Below are 19,608 nucleotides of genomic sequence, written 5' to 3' on the forward strand. Positions count from 1 at the left end.
GCGCCAGCTTACCGTCGGCGTCGCGCGCCGCCATCTCGGCCAGCCGCATCTCCAGCGCATCGTTGTTGGTCGTGGCAGCGACCAGCGCCTGGTGCACATCGGCGAAATGCGCGCCGGCTTTCGGGAAGTAGCCGTCGCCATAGGCGGCGACATCCTTCCAGTGCTGCTCGAGACCGATCTTGCCCGCGACCGTGAGCCGCCACAGCAGTGAGGCCGCGTCGGTGTAGATATTCAGCGGCGGATAGGGCCGGTTGGCCGGCTTGATGTGCTGCTCGTAGATATCGAGTGCGCCGTCGGCGTCGCCTTCCTCAATCGCGATCAAGGCGAGGTGCCAGGCGAGGTGGCCCTGCAGGAAGCTCGTCCGATCATTCGCCGGCAGCCATCCAGAGAGGAAGCTGCGGCCTTCCGCACCGTCACCTTGCTCGAACAGCGCATGCGCCACCGCGTGCGCGGCGCCGGCGTTCTCCGGCTTCAACGCGTAGCCGCGCTCGGTAATGGCGCGGCCGGTGACGACGTCGCCGGCCTCGGTCTTCGACCAGCCGAGATAGGTGAGGAACCACCAGTCGTCGCCATAGTCTTTGGCGTAACGTTCGGAGATTGCGAGCCGCGCGGCGTCATGGTCGGGCCGGCCGGAGAAGGCATAGAGGCCGAAGGCGCCGAGCAGCAGCGACAGCACCTGCGCATCGCGCGGATATTCGCTGAGGTGCTGTTCGGCCGCTGTCATCGCCTTCTTGCCCTGGCCCTCGATCACGGATGCGATGATCTCGATGTGCTGGCGCTCGCGCGGGCTCGCGGCCGCCGCAAGTTGCCGCGCATCGTTTGCCTTGGCGCGGGCCTTGGCACCCTCCATGTTGAGCTGGTGGACGCGGGCACGGCCGAGATGGGCCAAAGCGAAATCGGGGTCCTCGGCGATCGCCGCCTCGAACGCTGCATCGGCGCCGTGCAGCGCCGCCAGCATGCGATCGACGCCGTCGACATAGTATGCGGCGGCGCGGTCCGAATCGGTCGTCAGCGGCAGGCCGTAGCGGTCGTGAATCATCGGTTGTCCTCCCGAGTTCGGCTGCGAAGTCTATGGCATGTACTCATAAAGGCAACGAGCCCCTTCGGGGCTCACGTCTGCTTAGCCCTCGACAGCATCGCAAGAGCGGACATCGCCGGAGGTCCGAGTTGGGCCAAGAGGCGACAAGGCAAGCTTGATCTGATAAAGAAGGAAGCCCCCAACTGAGGCGGCCTAGGAGCGATAGATGCGGCGCTCGGCCATTTTCATTCTAAAGGCGTTCATGTACGGGCTGTGCGCGCTTCTTGCGACTATGGTCCTTGCCCTTGTTGGCGTCATCGGTGACGTCTTTTTCTACGATAGTGCTGGGACCATTGCAGCTCACATGAGCAAAGATCAGAGCTGCATAGTCCAGGGAACATCACCCAAAGGATGTCCGGGACCTCAATAGAAACAGTTCGACACACGACAACCTTTCCTGGACGTGGCCGATGAGAGTCTTTCGACACTATCATTGCGACTATGGACATCAGTGGACTGTCCAACGGCTGGACACTGAAGACGAGCAGGCTTCTGATCTGATTTGCCCAGAGGGGCACCCGACGATCACGTGCCGAGTAGAGCTCCCCGTTGACGATGTGCAGATAATAATCAGTCCCGCGGCTAGGGTTGTTGATCAACTGAGGCGGCAACGCATCCTTGATGGGCGATACTACCTGTCTCTGCTTGACAAGAATGGAAGGCAGCTGTGTGCATCCAAGGAACATTACGATTGGGATGCGGTCGTGAAACTCTCCTCCTTCTTCACAGATAAGACGGCCGACCAGGCGTTGGCCTGGTGGGCAAAGCGCGATCCTTAGGAAGGATCTCACTTCGGCTTTGGGTAGAAGGCGATATCGACCAGCCTTAGCTGCGATGTCCGCTTTGAGTCTTGGCCGTGTAAAAACGGCTTCAGGGGCGCCGGTCCCGAGCCGCCGAGGCCGACAATATTGCGGGAGATGGCCGTGAGGCGGTTGAGCCGGTGGCGATCCGCCGCTAGCTTGCCGCCAGGATCGGACCTTGCGGGGAATCGGGGCTTCTTGACGTGACATCGGGCGAAGCGAGTGCGGAGGCGGCAAAGCCGTTGCCTGAACCGGCCGTCTCGGACATGCCGCTGCTGCGGATCGAGGGCGTCGCCAAGTCGTTCGGCAATTTCCGCGCGGTCGACAAGCTCTCGCTCGATATCCGCGCCGGCGAATTCTTCGCGCTGCTCGGCCCGAGCGGCTGCGGCAAGACCACGCTGCTGCGCATGCTCGCGGGCTTCGAGACGCCGGACGAGGGCCGCATCCTGCTCGGTGGCAACGACATCGCCCAGGTGCTGCCGCACGAGCGGCCCGTCAACATGATGTTCCAGAATTACGCGCTGTTCCCGCATCTGTCGGTGCGCGACAACATCGCGTTCGGCTTGAGGCGCGCCGGCATGGCGCGCAAGGATATCGCGACCCGCGTGGCGGAGATGGTGGCGCTGGTCAAGCTCGAGGGGCTGGAGAAGCGCAAGCCCGACCAGCTCTCCGGCGGACAGCGGCAACGCGTCGCGCTGGCGCGCTCGCTGGCGCGCCGCCCGCAGGTGCTGCTGCTCGACGAACCGCTCGCAGCGCTCGACAAGAAGCTGCGCGAGAGCACGCAAGGCGAGCTGATGGAGCTGCAACGTCGGCTCGGCACGACCTTCGTCATCGTCACCCACGATCAGGAGGAGGCGATGACGATGGCCGGCCGGATCGGGGTGATGGATGCCGGCAGGCTGGTCCAGGTCGCTACTCCGCGCAATCTCTACGAGGCACCGGCCTCGCGCTGGATCGCCGAGTTCGTCGGCGACATCAATCTGTTCAACGGCCAGGTCGCCGCGCGCGATCACGGCCGGTTGACGGTCTCGACCACGGAAGCGGGCACGCTCGCGGTCAGCGAGCTGTGGCCGCCTGTAACCAAGGTGGCCGTCAGCGTCGCGATCCGCCCGGAGAAGGTGAAGCTGTCGCGCCGCGCGCCGGCCTCGGATGAGGGCGCGTCGCGCGCGATCAACCGGCTGGAAGGTGTCGTCACCGACGTCAACTATCTCGGCGGCGTCACCAGCTACCGGGTGAAGCTGGAATCCGGCGCGGTGGTGCGCGCGTCGATGGCCAACACCGCGCGGCTCGATGTCGATGCCTATCTTGCCGGCCAGCGGGTGGTGGCGTGGTTCACCGCCGACGACTGCCTGGTGCTGGAGCAATGAGCGCGCGCCGCATCTTCGCCCGGCCGGCGCGGCTCGCCGCGATCGCGCCCTATCTGTGGATGGTGCTGTTCTTCCTGGTGCCGTTCGGCTTCGTGCTGAAGATCAGCCTGTCGCAGACCGCGATCGCGCAGCCGCCCTACACGCCGGTGTTCGATTTCACGGAAGGGCGCGCGGCGCTGGCGGCCGCCTTTGCGCAACTGTCGTTCGATAATTTCCACCTGCTGATATCAGACAATCTCTACATCCTGTCCTATCTGCGCAGCCTCGTCGTGGCGGTAACCTCGACCTTGATCCTGCTGCTGATCGGCTACCCCATTGCCTACGGCATGGCGCGGCTGCCGCAGCGCTGGCAGGCGGTCGCGATGATGCTGGTGATCGTGCCGTTCTGGACCTCGTTCCTGATCCGGATCTATGCCTGGATCAACATCCTGCAGCATGACGGCCTGCTCAACCAGATGCTGCTGGCGCTCCACATTGTCTCGGCGCCGGTGGTCTGGCTGTCGACTGACAGCGCGATGTATCTCGGCATCGTCTACTCCTATCTGCCGTTCATGATCCTGCCGCTCTATGCGACGCTCTCGAAGCTGGATGCCTCGCTCTTGGAGGCCGCGGGCGATCTCGGCGCCTCGCCGCGCCAGGCGTTCTGGCTGGTGACGTTCCCGCTGTCGCTGCCGGGCGTCGGCGCCGGCGCGCTGCTCTGCTTCATTCCGATCGTCGGTGAGTTCGTGATCCCCGACCTGCTCGCCGGCTCCAGCTCGCTGATGATCGGGCAGACGTTGTGGCTCGAGTTCTTCACCAACAAGGACTGGCCGGTGGCATCAGCCGCGGCGGTCGCATTGCTGCTGCTGTTGGTGCCGCCGCTCGTGCTCTATGACCGGCTGCAACGCCGCCAGCTTGAGGCGGGCCGCTGATGGCGCGCACCGTCACCACGCTCACGCGCTTCAACATGACCTCGCTGGCGCTCGGGCTGGCATTTCTCTATCTGCCGATCGTCATCCTGGTGATCTACTCGTTCAACGCCTCGCGGCTGGTGACGGTGTGGGGCGGCTGGTCGTTGCGCTGGTACCACGAGTTCTTCAACGACCGCGCCATGCTCGAGGCGGCGTGGATGAGCCTGTCGGTCGGCGCGGTCTCGGCGACGCTGGCGACACTGCTCGGCACGCTGGCGGCTGTCGGGCTGGCGCGCGGTGAGCGGTTCCGGGGACGGGCGCTGTTCTCCGGCATGCTGTATTCGCCGCTTGTGATGCCCGAGGTGATCTCCGGCCTGTCGCTGCTGCTGCTATTCGTGGCACTCAACGCCGAGCGCGGCTTCTGGACGGTGACGATAGCGCACACCACGCTGACGATGTGCTTCGTCACTGTCGTGGTGCAATCGCGCCTGACTGCGCTCGACCGCAGCCTGGAGGAAGCCGCGATGGATCTGGGCTGCGACCCGGTGCGCGCGTTCCTCCTGGTGACGCTGCCGCTGATCGTGCCGGCGATCGTCGCCGGATGGATGCTGGCCTTCACGCTGTCGCTCGACGACGTCGTGATCGCGAGCTTCACCACCGGGCCGGGCTCAGCGACGCTGCCGATCCGGATCTACTCGGAAGTGCGGCTCGGCGTGAAGCCCGAGATCAACGCGATCTGCACGCTGGTGATCGCGCTGATCGCCGTGATCATCGTGATCGCTTCGTTCGCCTCGAAACTGTCGAGCGCGCGCGGCGAGAGTGCCGCGCCGCTTTGACGACCGTCATTGCGAGGAGCGTCAGCGACGAAGCAATCCATTTCTCCGATCGCCGCGATATGGATTGCTTCGCTTCGCTCGCAATGACGTCGGAACGATGGAGTTCACGACTTGACGGCGCCGGCAGTCAGCCCGCCCACCATGTAGCGCTTGAAGGCGTAGTAGACCGCGGCCGGCGGCAGCGCGTAGATGAAGCCTGTGGTCATCAAGAGCTCCCACGGCGAGTCGTCGGCGGCGAGGAAGTTGCCGAGCGCGACCGGCAGCGTGATGTCGGTATCCTTCGAGAGCAGGAGGAACGCGTAGAGATATTCGTTCCACGCGAGCAGGATCGCATAGGTGCCGACCGCGACCAGCGAGGGCATCATCAGCGGCACATAGACCAGGCGGAACAGCTGCAGCGTGGTGGCGCCGTCCATCGTCGCGGCCTCGTCGAGCTCGACCGGCAGCTTGTCGGAGGCCTGTTTCAAGACCCAGATCGCGTAAGGCGCGGCGATCGTCACCATCGCGAGGATCAGCGACCAGTGATTGTTGAGCAGGCCGTAGGTGCCCATGGTGCGGTACATCGGCACGGCGAGGAACGCCGCCGGGATGAAATAGGTGAACAGCGCCATGTTCATGACTGCGCGGCCGCCCGGCACGCGCAGCCGCGAGATCGAGAACGCGGCGGCGGTGGCGACGAACAGCGTCAGCGCGCCGACGGCGAGCGCAATCACGGTCGAGTTCCAGAACTGGATCCAGAAGTCGCGCAGGAAGTAGTGCTGTTGGTGGAACACGATCGAGAAATTATGCAACGTCGGATGATCAGGCCATAGCTTGCCGGTGAACGCGTCCTCCTTCGGCGAGATCGCGAACACGAACATGTGGTAGATCGGGATCATGGTCCAGATGAAGACCGGGATGCCGATCAACAGCAGCTTGGCCTCGGTGCCGACTTCGCGGAGTGTGGGCAGCTTCATCGCGACAACCGTTTCATCATGAAATAGACCAGCGGCAGCACGAACGGCATCGCGCAGACGATCGAGGCCATCGCCAGCGAGAGCTGGTCGAGCCTGAGATAGCGGATGCCCAGCGTCGACAGCACGTGGGTGAGGTCGGCGGGCCCGCCGCCGGTGAGCAGATAGACGCTGTTGAAGTCGCCCAGCGTCCAGATCATCGAGAGCAGCGTGCAGGTGATGTAAAGCGTCTGCATCGACGGCCAGGTGATGTAGCGGAATTTCTGCCACCAATTGGCGCCGTCGACGTCGGACGCCTCGTACAGATCGTGCGAGATCGCAAGCCGCCCGGTCAGCAGGATCAGCGTCCAGAACGGCAGCGACTTCCAGATGTGGACGCCGATCGCCATTGCGAGCGCGACCGCCGGATCGTTCAGCCAGTTCGGGCCATCGTCGCCGGTGAACTTGAAGATCAGCTGGTTGACCACGCCCCATTCGGGATTGAGCATGAACCGCACCGACAGGATGGTCGGGATCGACGGCACCGCCCAGGGCAGGATGAAGATGACCGACAGCCATCTGATCCACGGCCGCTGCTGGGCGAAGAAGCCGGACAGGAACAGCGCGATCAGCATCTTGATGTTGATGCCGATGACCAGGAAGATCAGCGTGTTGACCGCCGCGCGCGCGAAGATCGGGTCGTTGTAGAGCGCGACATAGCTCGACGGCTGGCGCGCCAGCCACAGTCCATAGCCGACCGGGTAGACCACGAAGGCGAGGAAGACGAGCAGATAGGGCGCGAGCAGCGCGATGGCCCACACCTGTGGCGGCGACAGCCGCGCCGACAAGGGCGGCGAGGGGGTATCGGATGCGGAGAGCGTGATCGCCATGATGCGTTACCCTACACTCCGCTGTCGTCCCTGCGAAAGCAGGGACCCAAAACCATCGGCTTCCGTTGTGGCGCGAAAGCCGTCAACCAGTATCCTCGAAAACGACCGCCGCGGCGTATGGGTCCCTGCTTTCGCAGGGACGACAGGTACCATGTCCGCGGCGGCCATCATCGTCTACATCAACCCGCGACCTGCTTGATGCGGGCGATCAGTTCGTCGACGGCCTTGTCTACCGGCACCTTCTCGCTGACGACGCGGTTCATGGCCTTGGCCCAGACGTTCTCGTTGTTCAGGATGGTGAACTTCCAGTTCTTGGTAAAGTCGAATGGCGCAGTGCCCCCCGTGAACTGATTCCAGACCGCCTTGCGATGCCGGTCGGCCTGCCAGAACGGGCTGGCCTGGCTGGCCTTGGTCACCGGGAACCAGCGGCCGAGCGCACCTTCGATATAGGGCCGGACGTTGTCTTCCTGCATCAGGAAGCTGATGAATTGCTTGCCTTCGGCCTTGTTCTTGGCGTTGGCGAAGATCAGCCCGGTCTTGACGTCGGAACGGTACCGGATCGTCGAGCCGTCCGGTGCCTTGGGGAAGGACGCCGTGATGATGTCCTGCTCATAGGCCTGCTTGCCGGCGGCGCGCTGCGCGTCGGTCAGCGCCGGATTGGTCGAATCCTCGAACCACTTCGCCGCGATCGAGATCGTGAAATTGTGCGTCATCACGATCGTCTTGTTGTGGAAGGCGACGTTGTTGTCCGGATCCTTCCAGGTCGTCGAGGAAGGCGGCGTGCAGCCCTTGATGTAGGTGTCGGTGTAGTCCTTCAGCGCGTGGATCAGGCCGTCGCGCACCTTGGGATCGTCGACCAGGAGCTTGCCGTCGTCGTCGACCAGCTTGACGTGATAGGCGTCCATGAAGGTGTAGAACGACTGGAACGAGTCGGTGGATTCCACACCCATCGGCTGGCCGACGCCGTAGATGCGCTGGCCGGTCGCCTTGCGGATCGCCGGCTGCACCTTGTCGCACCAGAACGTCCAGTAGTCCTCCCACTTGGTCGGGATGTCGGCGGCCTTGAAGCCGGCCTTCTCCAGCATGTCGCCCCAGATCTGGACGTGCATGCTCTGCTGCTTCAGCGGGAAGCCGTAATAGGACTTCTTCTTGGTGACGTCATTGTAGAGCAGGGCCGCTTCCAGCGTGTTCGGTGCGAAGGCGTCCTTCATCGGCAGCATGATGTCCGAGAGGTCTTCGAGTTTGCCTTCGTATGCCCACTTGCCCTGGGCCTGCACATCGTAGGTGTCGGAATAGGCGACGTCGGGCACGGTGCCGGAATCCAGCGCGGCGACCGTCTTCGGAATCATGTCCTGGATCGCGTATTGCGACAGTTCGACCTTGATGCCGGTCTTGGCTTCGAATTTCTTGATCGTGTCGAGCAGCGCGTCATCTTCGGATTTGTAAAATCCCTTGCCCCACCAGACGGTGATCGTCTTGCCCTGCGCCAGAGCGGGTGCAGTTGCGGCAAACAGGCCGACCGCAGCAACCGCAATTGATAGCGCACCGATAACCTTGGATTTCACGTTGTTCTCCCCTCAATGACGCCGGCTTTTCTTAACCGGTTGGAGAAAACACTAGCGCATGCCCGTGACCTGATAAAGATGCCGCATCGACGACTTCTGTAGGGGGCTCGCAGCGAGAGTGTGGATCAGTCCCCGTGCATCCATGCGGAAAGTGAATGGATTGATCCGTTCGAGTTCGTTGGTTCGGCCTGGTCAGTTCGATTTGGCATTCTCGGCCGATGCCGCCGGTGCGCCGGCAGGCGCGCCGGCCGCAGCATCAGGTGCGGCCGCCGGCCGTGCGGCTCCGCCGGTGAAGCGCTCGATCACCGAGCGCACCGCGTCGCGGGTCTTGCGATCCTTCACCGCGTCGAGCAGCGGGGCGGATGCCGGCGAGCGGCGGATCAGGCTTTCCGGATCGGGAAAGATCAGCGGATCATCCCACGGGCCCTGAATCACGAACGGCAGATCGAAGGCGTTGCCCCCGGCGGACGCCGAGGTCAGGCTGGCGACGCCCTTGAGATCGTATTCGCGCGACGGCACCGAGGCGGTGCCGGTCAGCGTGATCTTCGCCGCCGGGCTCACGACATGGATGTCGTCGGCGGTCGCGACGCCGTCGGCGAATTTCACCGAGACGCTGAGATTGTCATAGGGCGTCGAGCCGGAACGGAAATTGCCGCCGCCGGACAGCGGCCGCTTCTCCAGCCGCTTCAGCAGCTGCTCGACATTGAAGCCCGCGATCGCGCCGTCATGTCCGGTCAGCGTGGCGGTGCCGTCCAGCGACGACGCCAGCCCGAACGGGCTCGAGCCGGAGGCCATCAGCGAGACGTTGAGGTTGCCGCGGCCTGACAGCTTGTTGATGCCGAACAATTCGCTAGCGCAGGCCTGCAGATCGACGTCGGTGAACTGGAATTGCGCCCGGACATCTGCGACCGCATCCGAGCGCGCGATCGCGAACGAGCCCTTGGCGATGCCGCCATACATCTGCGCCTCGCCGACGCTGAGCGCGAGCGCGCCGCCGCGCAGATTGGCGCCGAACGCGGTGCGGCCGAGCTTCGACGGCCCGACCGTCACCTTGGCGGCCGACAAGCGCATGTCGAGATCGGTCGACGACAGCGAGGACAGGTCGAACAGCTGCCTGTTCCAGTCGCGTTGGCCGCTGGCCAGCAGGCGGAACGTCGAGATGTAGGGCGTGAAATCGAGATTGCCGGCGGCGAGCGTCGCCTGCAGGGTCTGCCGGCCGTTGCTGGAGTAGGTCATCACGCCCTCGGCGACGTTGCCGTCGAGCTCGACATTGACATTGGTGAAAGCGACCGAGCCGCCGACCACATTGGCGCGGGCCTTCAGCGCGAAGCGACCGAAGCCGCCACCGCCGCCGGGCGGTGCCTGCCCCATCCAGCGCAACGCGTTGCGCAGCGACGGTGAGTCCATGGTGGCTGTGCCTTCCATCATCAGGCTGGTGCGGTTGGCGACGGTTCCATCGAATGCAACCTTGAGCGGCGCGCTGGCCAGCCGGGCCTTGAGGCCGGAACGGTCGCCCGACAGCAGCGCGACGAAATCGCTGGCGCTGATCGAGCCGTCGACCCGCTCGCCGCGCCAGTCGAACTGGCCGGTTGCGGCAAAGGAGCGCGAGATCGAGGGCCAGGCCAGCGAAAGATCGATATCGCCGAGCTGCTCGGAGATGTTGTTGGTGCCGTCCTGGTAGTTCAGCTCGCCGTCCTGGATCCGGATTTCGGAGAACGACACCTGATTCTCGGCGCCGGGCGTCATCGCCTTGGCGATGGTCTCGACAAACGGTGTCCAGTTGCTTTCGCCGGCGGCGTCGCGGACCACCCGGATATGCGGACGCAGCATCATGACGTCCGCGATCTCGAACCGCCGCAGCAGCAGCGGCAGCAGGCGCAGATTGGCGGTCAGCACATCGACCTGCAAAGCGGGACCGACGGTATCGGCGCCCTTGAGCCCGACATTGTGAAAGGAGACATAACTGCCGGGAAAGACCGAAACATCGATCGGGCCGTTGACGACGAGCTCGAGCCCGGTGACCGAGCGAATCTGCGCTTCCACGGCGCTGCGCAGCGCGTCCCGGTTGAGGAACCACGACGTTCCGACCAGCCCGACCAGCGCCAGGCCCAAGAGCGCCGCGATCGGCATCCCCAGGCGCTTAATTCCTTGGGCCATCGTCAATGACATATCCGGGTCGGGTTGAGGTTTGTCGGGTCGTCGTCGAACACAGCGGGCTCTCGCCGGAGGCCCCTGCCAACCCACGCAACTTGAAGGGTTTTCTTGACGCTTTCAAGGCCATGTTGATGTCACGGGGTGGCGGCGGCCGCCGCACGGGGCCGTGATTGACGCATTGCGAAGATTTCGCCTAATAATCCGCTCTGACACAGCCGTTCCGCGCCCTCCATCAGGTATTCGCTGCATGAACAAAGTTTATCCCGACGCCAAATCGGCACTCGATGGTCTCCTCAAGGACGGCATCATGATCATGTCGGGGGGCTTCGGCCTCTGCGGCATCGCCGAGACCCTGTCGGACGCGATCCGCGAATCCGGCGTGAAGGGCCTCACCGTCGTCTCCAACAATGCCGGCGTCGACGGCATCGGCCTCAGCCGGCTCTTGGAGACGCGCCAGATCAAGAAGATGATCTCGTCCTATGTCGGCGAGAACAAGCTGTTCGCCCAGCAATATCTCGCCGGCGAGCTCGAGCTTGAGTTCAACCCGCAGGGCACCTTGGCCGAGCGCATCCGCGCCGGCGGCGCCGGCATCCCGGCCTTCTACACCAAGACCGGGGTCGGCACGCTGATCGCCGAAGGCAAGGAAGTGAAGGAATTCGACGGCGAGAAGTACATCATGGAGCGCGGCCTGTTCGCCGACGTCGCCATCGTCCATGCCTGGAAGGGCGACACCGCCGGCAATCTGGTCTACCGCAAGACCGCGCGCAATTTTAACCCGATGATGGCGACCGCCGCGAAGGTCACCGTCGCCGAGGTCGAGCATCTGGTGCCGGCCGGCGAGATCGACCCGGACCACATCCACACCCCCGGCATCTTCGTCAAACGCATCATCGAGGTCGGCACCGGCAAGAAGCGGATCGAGTTCCGCAACACCCGTCCGCGGCCTGCCGCCTAAAACCCAATCCTTCAGGAGAGCCTCATGGCCTGGACCCGTGAACAGATGGCCGCCCGCGCCGCCAAGGAGTTGCGCGACGGCTATTACGTCAATCTCGGCATCGGCATCCCGACGCTGGTCTCTAACTACATCCCCGATGGCGTCGACGTGAATCTGCAGAGCGAGAACGGCATGCTCGGCATGGGCCCGTTCCCCTATGAGGACGAGGTCGACGCTGACCTTATCAACGCCGGCAAGCAGACCGTGAGCGAGCTGCCCTCGACCAGCTATTTCTCGTCGGCCGATTCCTTCGGCATGGTGCGGGGCGGCCATATCGATCTGTCGATCCTCGGCGCCATGCAGGTGGCGCAGAACGGCGACCTCGCCAACTGGATGATCCCCGGCAAGATGGTGAAGGGTATGGGCGGCGCCATGGACCTCGTCGCCGGCGTCAAGCGGGTCGTGGTCGTGATGGAGCATTCCGCCAAGGACGGTGCGAAGCTCTTGAAGCAGTGCAATCTGCCGCTGACCGGCGAGCGCGTAGTCGACATGGTCGTCACCGATTTGGCGGTGTTCACCATCGACAAGCACGGCAAGGACGGCATGGCGCTGATCGAGCTCGCCGACGGCGTCACGCTCGACGAGGTCAAGGCCAAGACCGAGGCGGAATTCCGCGTCGCGCTGACGAACACCTGAGATGATCGGTGCGGGACGATCTTCGATCCGTCCCGCACGATCCGACGACGCCGGCTTCATCGCGCGTGTTGTCCTGGCCGCACAGCGCGGCCCGCTGCCGCGCGGCTGGTTCGACATCGCGCTCGATCGGCCTGAGCCGGAGTGCCTCGCGTTCATGACGCGGCTTGCCGTGGCGCGGGTGCGGTCATGGTACCATGTCGCCCATTTCCTGGTCGCTGAGGTCGACGGCGTGCCGGCGGCTGCGCTGTGCGCGATGCCGGCATCCGGAACGGTCGTTGCCGCACGCGCGGCGATCGAGGAGGTCGCCGCGGAGACCGGTGTGGATGCCGACGGCATCGTTGCGCGCGGGAGCTATGCGCGTAGCTGCTGGGTCCAGGGCGGCGAGGGCGACTGGCTGATCGAGCATGTCGCAAACGAATCTCCGCATCGCGGTGGCGGGCTGGTGCAGGCCCTGATCGGGCGCGCGCTCGCCGACGGCAAGGCTGCGGGCTATGCGCAGGCGTCGGTTTCGTTCGTGATCGGCAACGACGTGGCCGAACGCTGCTACGCCAAGGCCGGCTTTGGCTTCGCCGAAGAGAAGCGTGACGCCGCATTCGAGGCGCTGACCGGTGCGCCGGGCTTTCGCAGATTTGCGCGGGCGATTTGAGGGGGTACTCGACCGGCTCATCCACCGCCGTCGTCCTCGCGAGAGCCAGGACGACACTGAGTTTGTGGAGTGGCCTACATCCACAATCGTCGTCCCTGCGAAAGCAGGGACCCATAACCACAGGGGTGCGTTGTCGATGAGGCCGTAGTCCCGGCGTCGTGCGACAATTGCCATTTGTGGTTATGGGTCCCGGGTCAGGCCCGGGACGACACTGAATGTGTGGCCCGACTTTTGAGTCGGGCATCTGCGCCCCGCGGCAGGTTTTGCCGAGTTGCCTGTCGGGCAGTCACATATCGCGTCACCTTCAGCTCAGCCATCGTCGCTTGCCGGGTCCCGCGCGCGATGGCAGAATTACCCCATCTTGTGCAAGATCGGACACGGCCGTGCCACTCATCCGGATTTGGGTCTATGACGGCATCCTCGCTTCGGGGGTCGCCGGCATTGTCGACGTGTTCACCGCCGCCAATGCAGTGGCGGCGAACCGGCCCAGGCGTCAGAACGGCAAGCCGTCGCAGCTGCGGTGGCGCGTCGAGTCCCTGAGCGGCCGGCCGATACAGACCGCCTCCGGCCAGATCGTCGGCGTCGACGGACCGATCAGCGCGCGGTCGTCGGCGGATGCGGTAGTGATCCCCGGGCCCTTCGTCGGCGATATCGAGCGCTTCTTCGCGCGTCTCGATACGATTGAGCCGCTGCTTGCAGCGCTGCGGCGGCAACATGAGCGCGGCACCCTGCTGGCATCCTATTGCACCGGCAGCTTCATCCTCGCCGAAGCCGGCCTGCTCGACGGCCGGGTCGCGACCACCCATTGGGCGAAGGGGCGGACCTTCGCGATGCGCTATCCGGCGGTGGATCTGCGCGTTGCCGAGATCCTCACCGAGCAGAACCGGATTGTCTGCTCGGGCGCGGTGACCACTTCGCTCAATCTTGCGCTGCGGCTGGTCGAGAAATTCGCCGGCACCGACGTGGCGATCGAGACCGGCAAGCTGATGCTGATCGATGGCAATCGCGTTTCGCAGGCGCCCTATGCCAGCCGCACGCACGACATACAGCATTCCGACGCGCTGGTGGCGCAGGCGCAAAGCCTGATGGAGAAGTCGCTGCAACAGGGCTTCAGCCTCGCCCGGCTGGCGCGCGACCTTGCGGTCAGCGAGCGCACCTTGAACCGCCGCTTCAAGCTCGCGGTCGGCGAAGCGCCCCTGCAATATCTGCAAGCGCTGCGCGTCGATGTGGCCAAGCGCCTGATCGAAACGAGGCGCCTCAAACTGGACGCGATCAGTGCGCGCGTCGGCTACAACGACCTGTCGACCTTTCGCCGCCTGTTCAAGCGCGAAACGGGGCTCTCGCCACGCGAATACCAGCGCCGGTTCGCGCGGGCCGCGCGCATGGCACCGGCCAGCTGACGACGCTGTGTCCGAATTGCCCCTGAGAATGGCGATACTGCCACTGCTGCCGGAGGCGCCTCGCGCATAGACCTCATGCTGGCAACAACAGGAGGTTCTCAGTGCCGATGATCGACGTGACAATTCCCGAAGGAGCCCTGAAGCCGCAAGCGGAAGCGCGGCTCATCAAGGAGCTCGGCGACATCCTGATCGGTCACGAGGGATTCGACCCGGCCAACAAGGTTGCGCAAAGCGTCACGGTCGTGTTTCTGCACCGGCCGGCCGCGGTCTATGTGGCGGGCGAGCCGTCGCCGTCGCCACGATATCGCATCGTCCCGACGGTGCCTGAGGGGCAGTACACCGAGGCCTCGCGCGCGGCCTTGGTGAAGGACGTGACCGATGCGGTGGTGCGCGCCGCAGGCGATTCGTTCGAGGATGTGGCGCCGCAGGTCTGGGTGTTTCCAACCGAGATACCGGACGGCCAGTGGGGCAGCCGTGGCGTCATTCGTCCGCTGCCGGACATCCAGGCCTTCATCGCGGGCGAGCACGAGCGCAAGGTCGGCGAGGCGCGTCTTGCACGCCGCCGGCGCGTCAAGGCGCTGGAGTTGCTTGCGGGCGCGTTCGACGCCGCCCGCAAGGGCATCGACTGAGGCGGCGAGGGACCATGACAATCGACACGCATTTCAGGCTCGCGGCGATCCAGGCCGCTGCGGTCCCGTTCGATCGCGAGGCGTCGGTGGAGAAGGCCTGTCGCCTGATCCGCGAGGCGGGCGCCATGGGGGCCACGATTGCCGCCTTCGGCGAGACCTGGCTGCCCGGCTATCCCTTCTTCTGTCACGCGCCGACCGGGCCGAGCACCTTCCGCGCGATGGCGGAATATCTCGACAGCGCCGTCGAGATTCCGTCGCCCGCGACCGACCAGCTCTGCGATGCCGCAGCGGCTGCCGGGATCGATGTCGTGATCGGTATTGCCGAGCGCGATGCGGTCACGAAGGGCACCGTCTACTGCACGCTGCTGTTCATCGGCCGCGAGGGGCGGATTCTCGGCCGTCACCGCAAGCTCAAGCCCACCTTCAACGAGCGTTCGGTGTGGGCCGATGGCGACGCGGTCGGCCTGCGTGTGTATGAGCGGCCCTATGGCAGGATCAGCGGGCTCAATTGCTGGGAGCACAACACCATGTTGCCCGGCTATGCGCTGGCCGCGCAGGGAACCCAGATCCATGTCGCCGCGTGGCCGGGACGGGAGCCCGCCGCGGCGCCGCCATCGCCGACGCCGCTCTGGCCACGCCAGGTGCTGCTGTCACGCGCGTTCGCGTCCCAGGCCGGCTGTTACGTCATCGCCGTCGGCGGCATGCGATCGCACGAGGTGACGCCCGAACGCTATCGCGAGCTGTCGACGATCGAGTACAGCGGCGACAGCGTGATCATCGATCCGCGCGGCGAGATCATCGCCGGGCCGGCACAGGGCGAGACCATCCTGATCGCCGAGGGATCACGGCAAGCAATGCTCGCCGCCAAGGCGCTATGCGACATCGGTGGCCATTACTCGCGTCCCGATCTGTTGCGGCTGATCGTCGACCGCAATCCGCAGGATCGGGTCATCGATTGCGGCTTCGCCGGGCGCGTCGCGCCGGACATGTGGGAGTAGTGCGAACGGCGCGGGTATCTCGCGCCGTCAACGCTTGTAGCGGAGAAGGCTCACTCCGCTTCAGGCGCGACTAAACCGCGCCGACGACCGTGCGTGACAGCAATGCGGTGTGAACAGGACGCGCTCGATGCGGCGGGGGGCGGCGTCGATAATGCATGGTGGCGTGCAAAGGAGCGTCATCTGTGGTGGCGCTCACGCCCGTGGTCCCTGATCGCAGCTCTGAAAACAATCCAATTGTCATCTGCGTGTCGCGTTAGTCCAAGCCCATGTCGCGATTGTCCAAGTGTCAGGACGGCGCGTCGTCGTAGTCGTCTTTGCCCTCCGACTGTCTCCATTATCGAGGACCGATCCGTGATTAAGTTTTTTCGCCGCTCGTTCGTTGCCGGCCTGCTGTCGCTTGGCCTGGCTCTGCTGTCTCCGCCGGTCGCGCAAGCCCAGGCGCAGGGCACCGACACCATTCTGGTGCTCGATGCATCCGGCTCGATGTGGGGCCTGGTCGACGGCCAGAGCAAGATCGCCGCGGCACGGCAGGCGGTCGATTCGATTCTGTCGAAATGGAATCCTGCCGATCGTCTCGGCGTGATGGTCTACGGCCATCGCTCGAAGGGCGACTGCAAGGACATCGAGCTGATGATCCCGGTCAGCAAGTTCGATCCGGCGCGGATCAAGGCCGCGGTCGACGGCATCAATCCGAAGGGCAAGACGCCGATCGCGGATTCGCTGCGCGCCGCAGCCGAGGCGCTGCACTCGACCGAGAACAAGGCCAACGTGATCCTGGTCTCCGACGGCATCGAGACCTGCGCGCCGGATCCGTGCGGCGCCGCGGCCGAGCTGAAGAAGGCCGGCATCGGCTTCACCGCCCATGTGATCGGCCTCGACGTCGCCGATCCCGCGGCGAAGAGCCAGCTGCAATGCATCGCGCGTGCGACCGGTGGCGTCTATCTCGATGCCGGCAACGCCGCGAGCCTGACCGGCGCGCTGACCAAGGCGGTGGCGGCGACGCAGGGCACCAAGGTCGCAAGCGAGGCGCCGCCGAAGCCGGTGGCGGCCGATCCCTATCTCGGCAAGAACATCCGCGGCGTGGCGCGGCTCGCCGAAGGGCTCGATCCGATCAGCGACGAGGACGTCAACTGGGGCATCTACAAGCGCGCCGGCGACGAGAAGGGCGAGCACGTCAACACATTCTACGGTGCGCCGTTCGCCGACAACATCGCGCCCGGCGACTACATCGTCGAGGTGAGCTACCGGCAGCTCAAGCGCGAGTTTCCGCTCAAGGTCGAGAAGGGCAAGCCGGCGGCGCTCGACGTCATCCTCGATGTCGGCTACGTCACCAGCGAAGGCTCGGTGGCCGGTGGCGCGGGCAAGGTCGATGACGTGGTCTGGCAGGTCTCCGACAAGGGCGGCAGACTGATCGCGCAGGAATACGACGCGGTGCCGCGCTTCGTGCTCGCCGCGGGCAGCTATGTGCTGACCCTGACCAAGGGGCAGTCGAAGACCAGCAAGCCGTTCTCGGTCGCCGCCGGCGATTCCAGCAACGTCCAGCTCAGCCTCGATGTCGGCAAGCTGATCGTGACCTCGACTTACGCCGAGGGCGGCCCGAAGGTCGAGAAGGACATCGTGGTCGCGGTCCGTCAGCCCGCCAAGGCCGACGGCGACGAGGGCGAGAATGTTGCGCAGGAATACGACGCCGAGTCCAAGTTCGATCTGCCGAGCGGCAGCTACGACGTGACGGCTGTGGTCGGCGAGGCCAAGGGAACGGTGCGCGCGGAGGTGAAGTCCGGCGCGCCGACCCGCATCAACGTCAACCTCAATGCCGGCGTGGTCGGGATCAAGGCCGACGGCGCCCAGGAGATCGACATCCTCAGCGCCGAGCGCGACCTCAACGACGAGCGCAAGCGCATCTCGGTGAGCTATGATGCGGCCTACAACGTCGCGCTCAGCGCCGGCGACTATGTCGCGGTCGCCATCTATGCCGACGGCCAGAAGGTCGAGAAGCCATTCTCGATCGCCGCAGGCAAGCGCCAGACGCTGGAGATCAAGCAGTAGGGGCGGTGGTGCTTAACCGCTGTGCGTAAGGAACGCGTGGCCAGATGCCCACTTCGGCCGTCGTGAGTCTGCGGCGTGAGGCGGGCACCCTCTCAGGCTCGCTCCCCCGCAAGGGGGGAGGGAGCCTATCCGCCGGTGCGTCCCTCACACGAGTGCGAAATCGAGCACGCGCTGCATGCGCGTGTCGCGGACGCCCTCACACCCGCGCCGCAGCGTGAGCGAATGTCACCTCGATCAGCGTGCCTGTGCGGCCGCCGGTGCGGATCTGGAATTTGGCGCGGTTGGCTTCGACCAGCGCCTTGGTCAGCGACAGGCTGACGCCGCCGGAGCCCGCCTGGTCGGACGGCGTTGGCGCCCGGAACGGCTCGAGTGCGGCGGCGACCTCGTTGTCGTTGAGGCTCTGGCCGGTGTCGCGCACCCGCAGCATCACCTCGCCGAAATCCGATAGCGCGGTCGAGACGATCACCTGGCCGCCGGCATTGGCGAGATGGATCGAGTTGCCGATCAGGTTCAGCGTGATCTGGCGCAGCGCGCGGGCGTCGGCGACGACGAGCGGCAGCGTATGCGCGAGCGAGGTGCGGATGATGATGCGCTCGCGGTTGGCCTGCGGCTGCATCACGGCGACGCAACTCTCCACCATCTCGTTGAGGTTCTGGCTGGTGAAGGCGAGATCGAGCTTGCCGGTCTCGATCCGCGACAGATCGAGCAGGTCGTTGACGATCGCGATCACCCGTTCGCCGGAGGCGCGGATGTCCTTCATGTATTCGACATAGCGCTCGTTGCCGAGCGCGCCGAAGCGCTCCGATATCATCACCTCGGCAAAGCCGATGATGGCGTTGAGCGGCGTGCGCAGCTCGTGGCTGATCCGCGCCAGCACGTCGGTCTTGGCGTTGGCGGCGCGTTCGGCGAGCCGCCGCGCCTCGCGCACTTCGCCCTCGCTCTTCTTGGTCTGCGAGAGGTCGCGGAACACCGCGAAGAAGTTCGGCCCGTCGGCGCGGGTGCGGCCCATCGTTACCGACAGCGGGATGATGCCGCCCTGGCGGACGCGGCCGAGCGTTTCGCGGCCATGGTCGAGCAGGCTGGCGACGCCGGCAGATTTCACGCTGGAGAGATAGTCGAAGATGCCGTGCTGGCTCTCCGGCGCAAACAGATCGGCGAGATTGTGTGTGACGAACTCGTCGCCGTCATAGCCGAACAGTGCTTCGGCGCTGCGGTTGCAGGAATGGATGTTGCCTTCGGCATCGAACATGATGATGCCCTCGGCCGCGGTGTCGAGGATCGCGCCGAGCTCCTCGGCGTCGGCGTGGCCGGCCTGCGGCGGCGGTGGCGCCAGCACCGGCTCCACGATTGCGGCCGGTTCGGGATCGGAGAGCGCGGCGGCGACCGCGCTGTCTTCGTCCAGCGTGCGCGAGAAGATCAGCGCCAGCGCGGACTCGTCGTCCCAGCTGATGGTGTGCAGCCGCGCCTCCGCGGACACCTGCTCTGCCTGGCCGTTCTGGTTGGCCGAGATCGTGACCGGCGTGCCGGTGCCGGAGGTGCTGCTCGCTTGCGAGACGCCGGGCTCGACATAGAGCGCATCGAGCCCGCCGGCGGCTTCCAGCGCGTGCAGGCTGTCATAGCCCACGCGGGCGAGGAAGGCGTGATTGGCATAGAGCAGGCGGTCGAGCCGGTAGATCAGGATGCCGACCGGCAACAGATCGAGCAGCGCGCGGTCGCGCCGGGAGTCGGCGCGCGGCGCGGGCTCGGC

General features: G+C 65.2%; 16 protein-coding genes. 10 read left to right on the forward strand and 6 right to left on the reverse strand.

Annotation, left to right across the window (positions count from 1 at the left end):
* On the reverse strand, nt 1-1,039 hold a 1,039-nt coding region (locus H8A95_RS33030), incomplete at its 3' end, for a tetratricopeptide repeat protein (RefSeq protein WP_229186985.1).
* A 1,105-nt stretch (nt 1,040-2,144) separates the two neighbouring features.
* Between H8A95_RS33030 and H8A95_RS33035 the strand changes: the two genes are divergently transcribed.
* From H8A95_RS33035 to H8A95_RS33045, 3 genes are read left to right on the forward strand one after another with little or no spacing between them, the layout of a single operon-like run.
* The gene (locus H8A95_RS33035) at nt 2,145-3,245 is read left to right on the forward strand and encodes an ABC transporter ATP-binding protein (protein WP_229186997.1); all 1,101 of its coding nucleotides are present in this window, start codon (nt 2,145-2,147) and stop codon (nt 3,243-3,245) included.
* A complete protein-coding gene (locus H8A95_RS33040) occupies nt 3,242-4,156 on the forward strand; it encodes an ABC transporter permease (RefSeq protein ID WP_229186986.1) in 915 nt (304 codons plus the stop codon). The genes H8A95_RS33035 and H8A95_RS33040 overlap by 4 nt, the downstream gene beginning before the upstream one ends.
* Complete coding sequence (locus H8A95_RS33045) at nt 4,156-4,971, forward strand: ABC transporter permease (protein WP_229186987.1); 816 nt, start codon at nt 4,156-4,158, stop codon at nt 4,969-4,971. The genes H8A95_RS33040 and H8A95_RS33045 overlap by 1 nt, the downstream gene beginning before the upstream one ends.
* A gap of 104 nt (nt 4,972-5,075) precedes the next feature.
* Here H8A95_RS33045 and H8A95_RS33050 read toward each other — a convergent pair whose 3' ends face one another.
* The 4 genes from H8A95_RS33050 to H8A95_RS33065 all read right to left on the reverse strand — a co-directional run bounded on the left by H8A95_RS33050 (nt 5,076) and on the right by H8A95_RS33065 (nt 10,515).
* Nucleotides 5,076-5,927, reverse strand: coding sequence for a carbohydrate ABC transporter permease (locus H8A95_RS33050; RefSeq protein WP_021078526.1), 852 nt, complete (start codon nt 5,925-5,927; stop codon nt 5,076-5,078).
* A complete protein-coding gene (locus tag H8A95_RS33055) occupies nt 5,924-6,793 on the reverse strand; it encodes a carbohydrate ABC transporter permease (RefSeq protein WP_229186988.1) in 870 nt (289 codons plus the stop codon). The genes H8A95_RS33050 and H8A95_RS33055 overlap by 4 nt, the downstream gene beginning before the upstream one ends.
* A gap of 179 nt (nt 6,794-6,972) precedes the next feature.
* Nucleotides 6,973-8,358, reverse strand: coding sequence for an ABC transporter substrate-binding protein (locus tag H8A95_RS33060; RefSeq protein ID WP_229186989.1), 1,386 nt, complete (start codon nt 8,356-8,358; stop codon nt 6,973-6,975).
* A 192-nt stretch (nt 8,359-8,550) separates the two neighbouring features.
* Complete coding sequence (locus H8A95_RS33065; protein ID WP_229186990.1) at nt 8,551-10,515, reverse strand: AsmA family protein; 1,965 nt, start codon at nt 10,513-10,515, stop codon at nt 8,551-8,553.
* A gap of 244 nt (nt 10,516-10,759) precedes the next feature.
* Here H8A95_RS33065 and H8A95_RS33070 point away from each other — a divergent pair, with 244 nt between their 5' ends.
* The 7 genes from H8A95_RS33070 to H8A95_RS33100 all read left to right on the forward strand — a co-directional run bounded on the left by H8A95_RS33070 (nt 10,760) and on the right by H8A95_RS33100 (nt 17,861).
* Nucleotides 10,760-11,467: a CoA transferase subunit A gene (locus tag H8A95_RS33070; protein WP_229186991.1), complete on the forward strand. Its 708-nt coding sequence runs from the start codon at nt 10,760-10,762 to the stop codon at nt 11,465-11,467.
* Nucleotides 11,468-11,491: 24 nt separating this feature from the next.
* Entirely contained in the window at nt 11,492-12,142 is a 651-nt protein-coding gene (locus H8A95_RS33075; RefSeq protein ID WP_092123540.1) for a 3-oxoacid CoA-transferase subunit B, read from the forward strand.
* Nucleotide 12,143: 1 nt separating this feature from the next.
* Nucleotides 12,144-12,788 (forward strand): GNAT family N-acetyltransferase, encoded by a 645-nt coding sequence (locus H8A95_RS33080; RefSeq protein WP_229186992.1) that lies wholly within the window; start codon nt 12,144-12,146, stop codon nt 12,786-12,788.
* A gap of 383 nt (nt 12,789-13,171) precedes the next feature.
* Nucleotides 13,172-14,188, forward strand: a complete 1,017-nt coding sequence (locus H8A95_RS33085; protein ID WP_229186993.1) for a GlxA family transcriptional regulator — start codon at nt 13,172-13,174, stop codon at nt 14,186-14,188.
* A gap of 107 nt (nt 14,189-14,295) precedes the next feature.
* Complete coding sequence (locus H8A95_RS33090) at nt 14,296-14,817, forward strand: tautomerase family protein (protein ID WP_229186998.1); 522 nt, start codon at nt 14,296-14,298, stop codon at nt 14,815-14,817.
* A 14-nt stretch (nt 14,818-14,831) separates the two neighbouring features.
* Complete coding sequence (locus H8A95_RS33095) at nt 14,832-15,815, forward strand: carbon-nitrogen hydrolase family protein (protein WP_229186994.1); 984 nt, start codon at nt 14,832-14,834, stop codon at nt 15,813-15,815.
* A 351-nt stretch (nt 15,816-16,166) separates the two neighbouring features.
* The gene (locus H8A95_RS33100) at nt 16,167-17,861 is read left to right on the forward strand and encodes a vWA domain-containing protein (RefSeq protein ID WP_229186995.1); all 1,695 of its coding nucleotides are present in this window, start codon (nt 16,167-16,169) and stop codon (nt 17,859-17,861) included.
* A 196-nt stretch (nt 17,862-18,057) separates the two neighbouring features.
* On the opposite strand, the gene H8A95_RS33105 is transcribed toward H8A95_RS33100, so the two are convergent.
* On the reverse strand, nt 18,058-19,608 hold a 1,551-nt coding region (locus tag H8A95_RS33105; RefSeq protein WP_229186996.1), incomplete at its 5' end, for a sensor histidine kinase.

The organism is Bradyrhizobium oropedii (assembly GCF_020889685.1).
Lineage (GTDB): Bacteria > Pseudomonadota > Alphaproteobacteria > Rhizobiales > Xanthobacteraceae > Bradyrhizobium > Bradyrhizobium oropedii.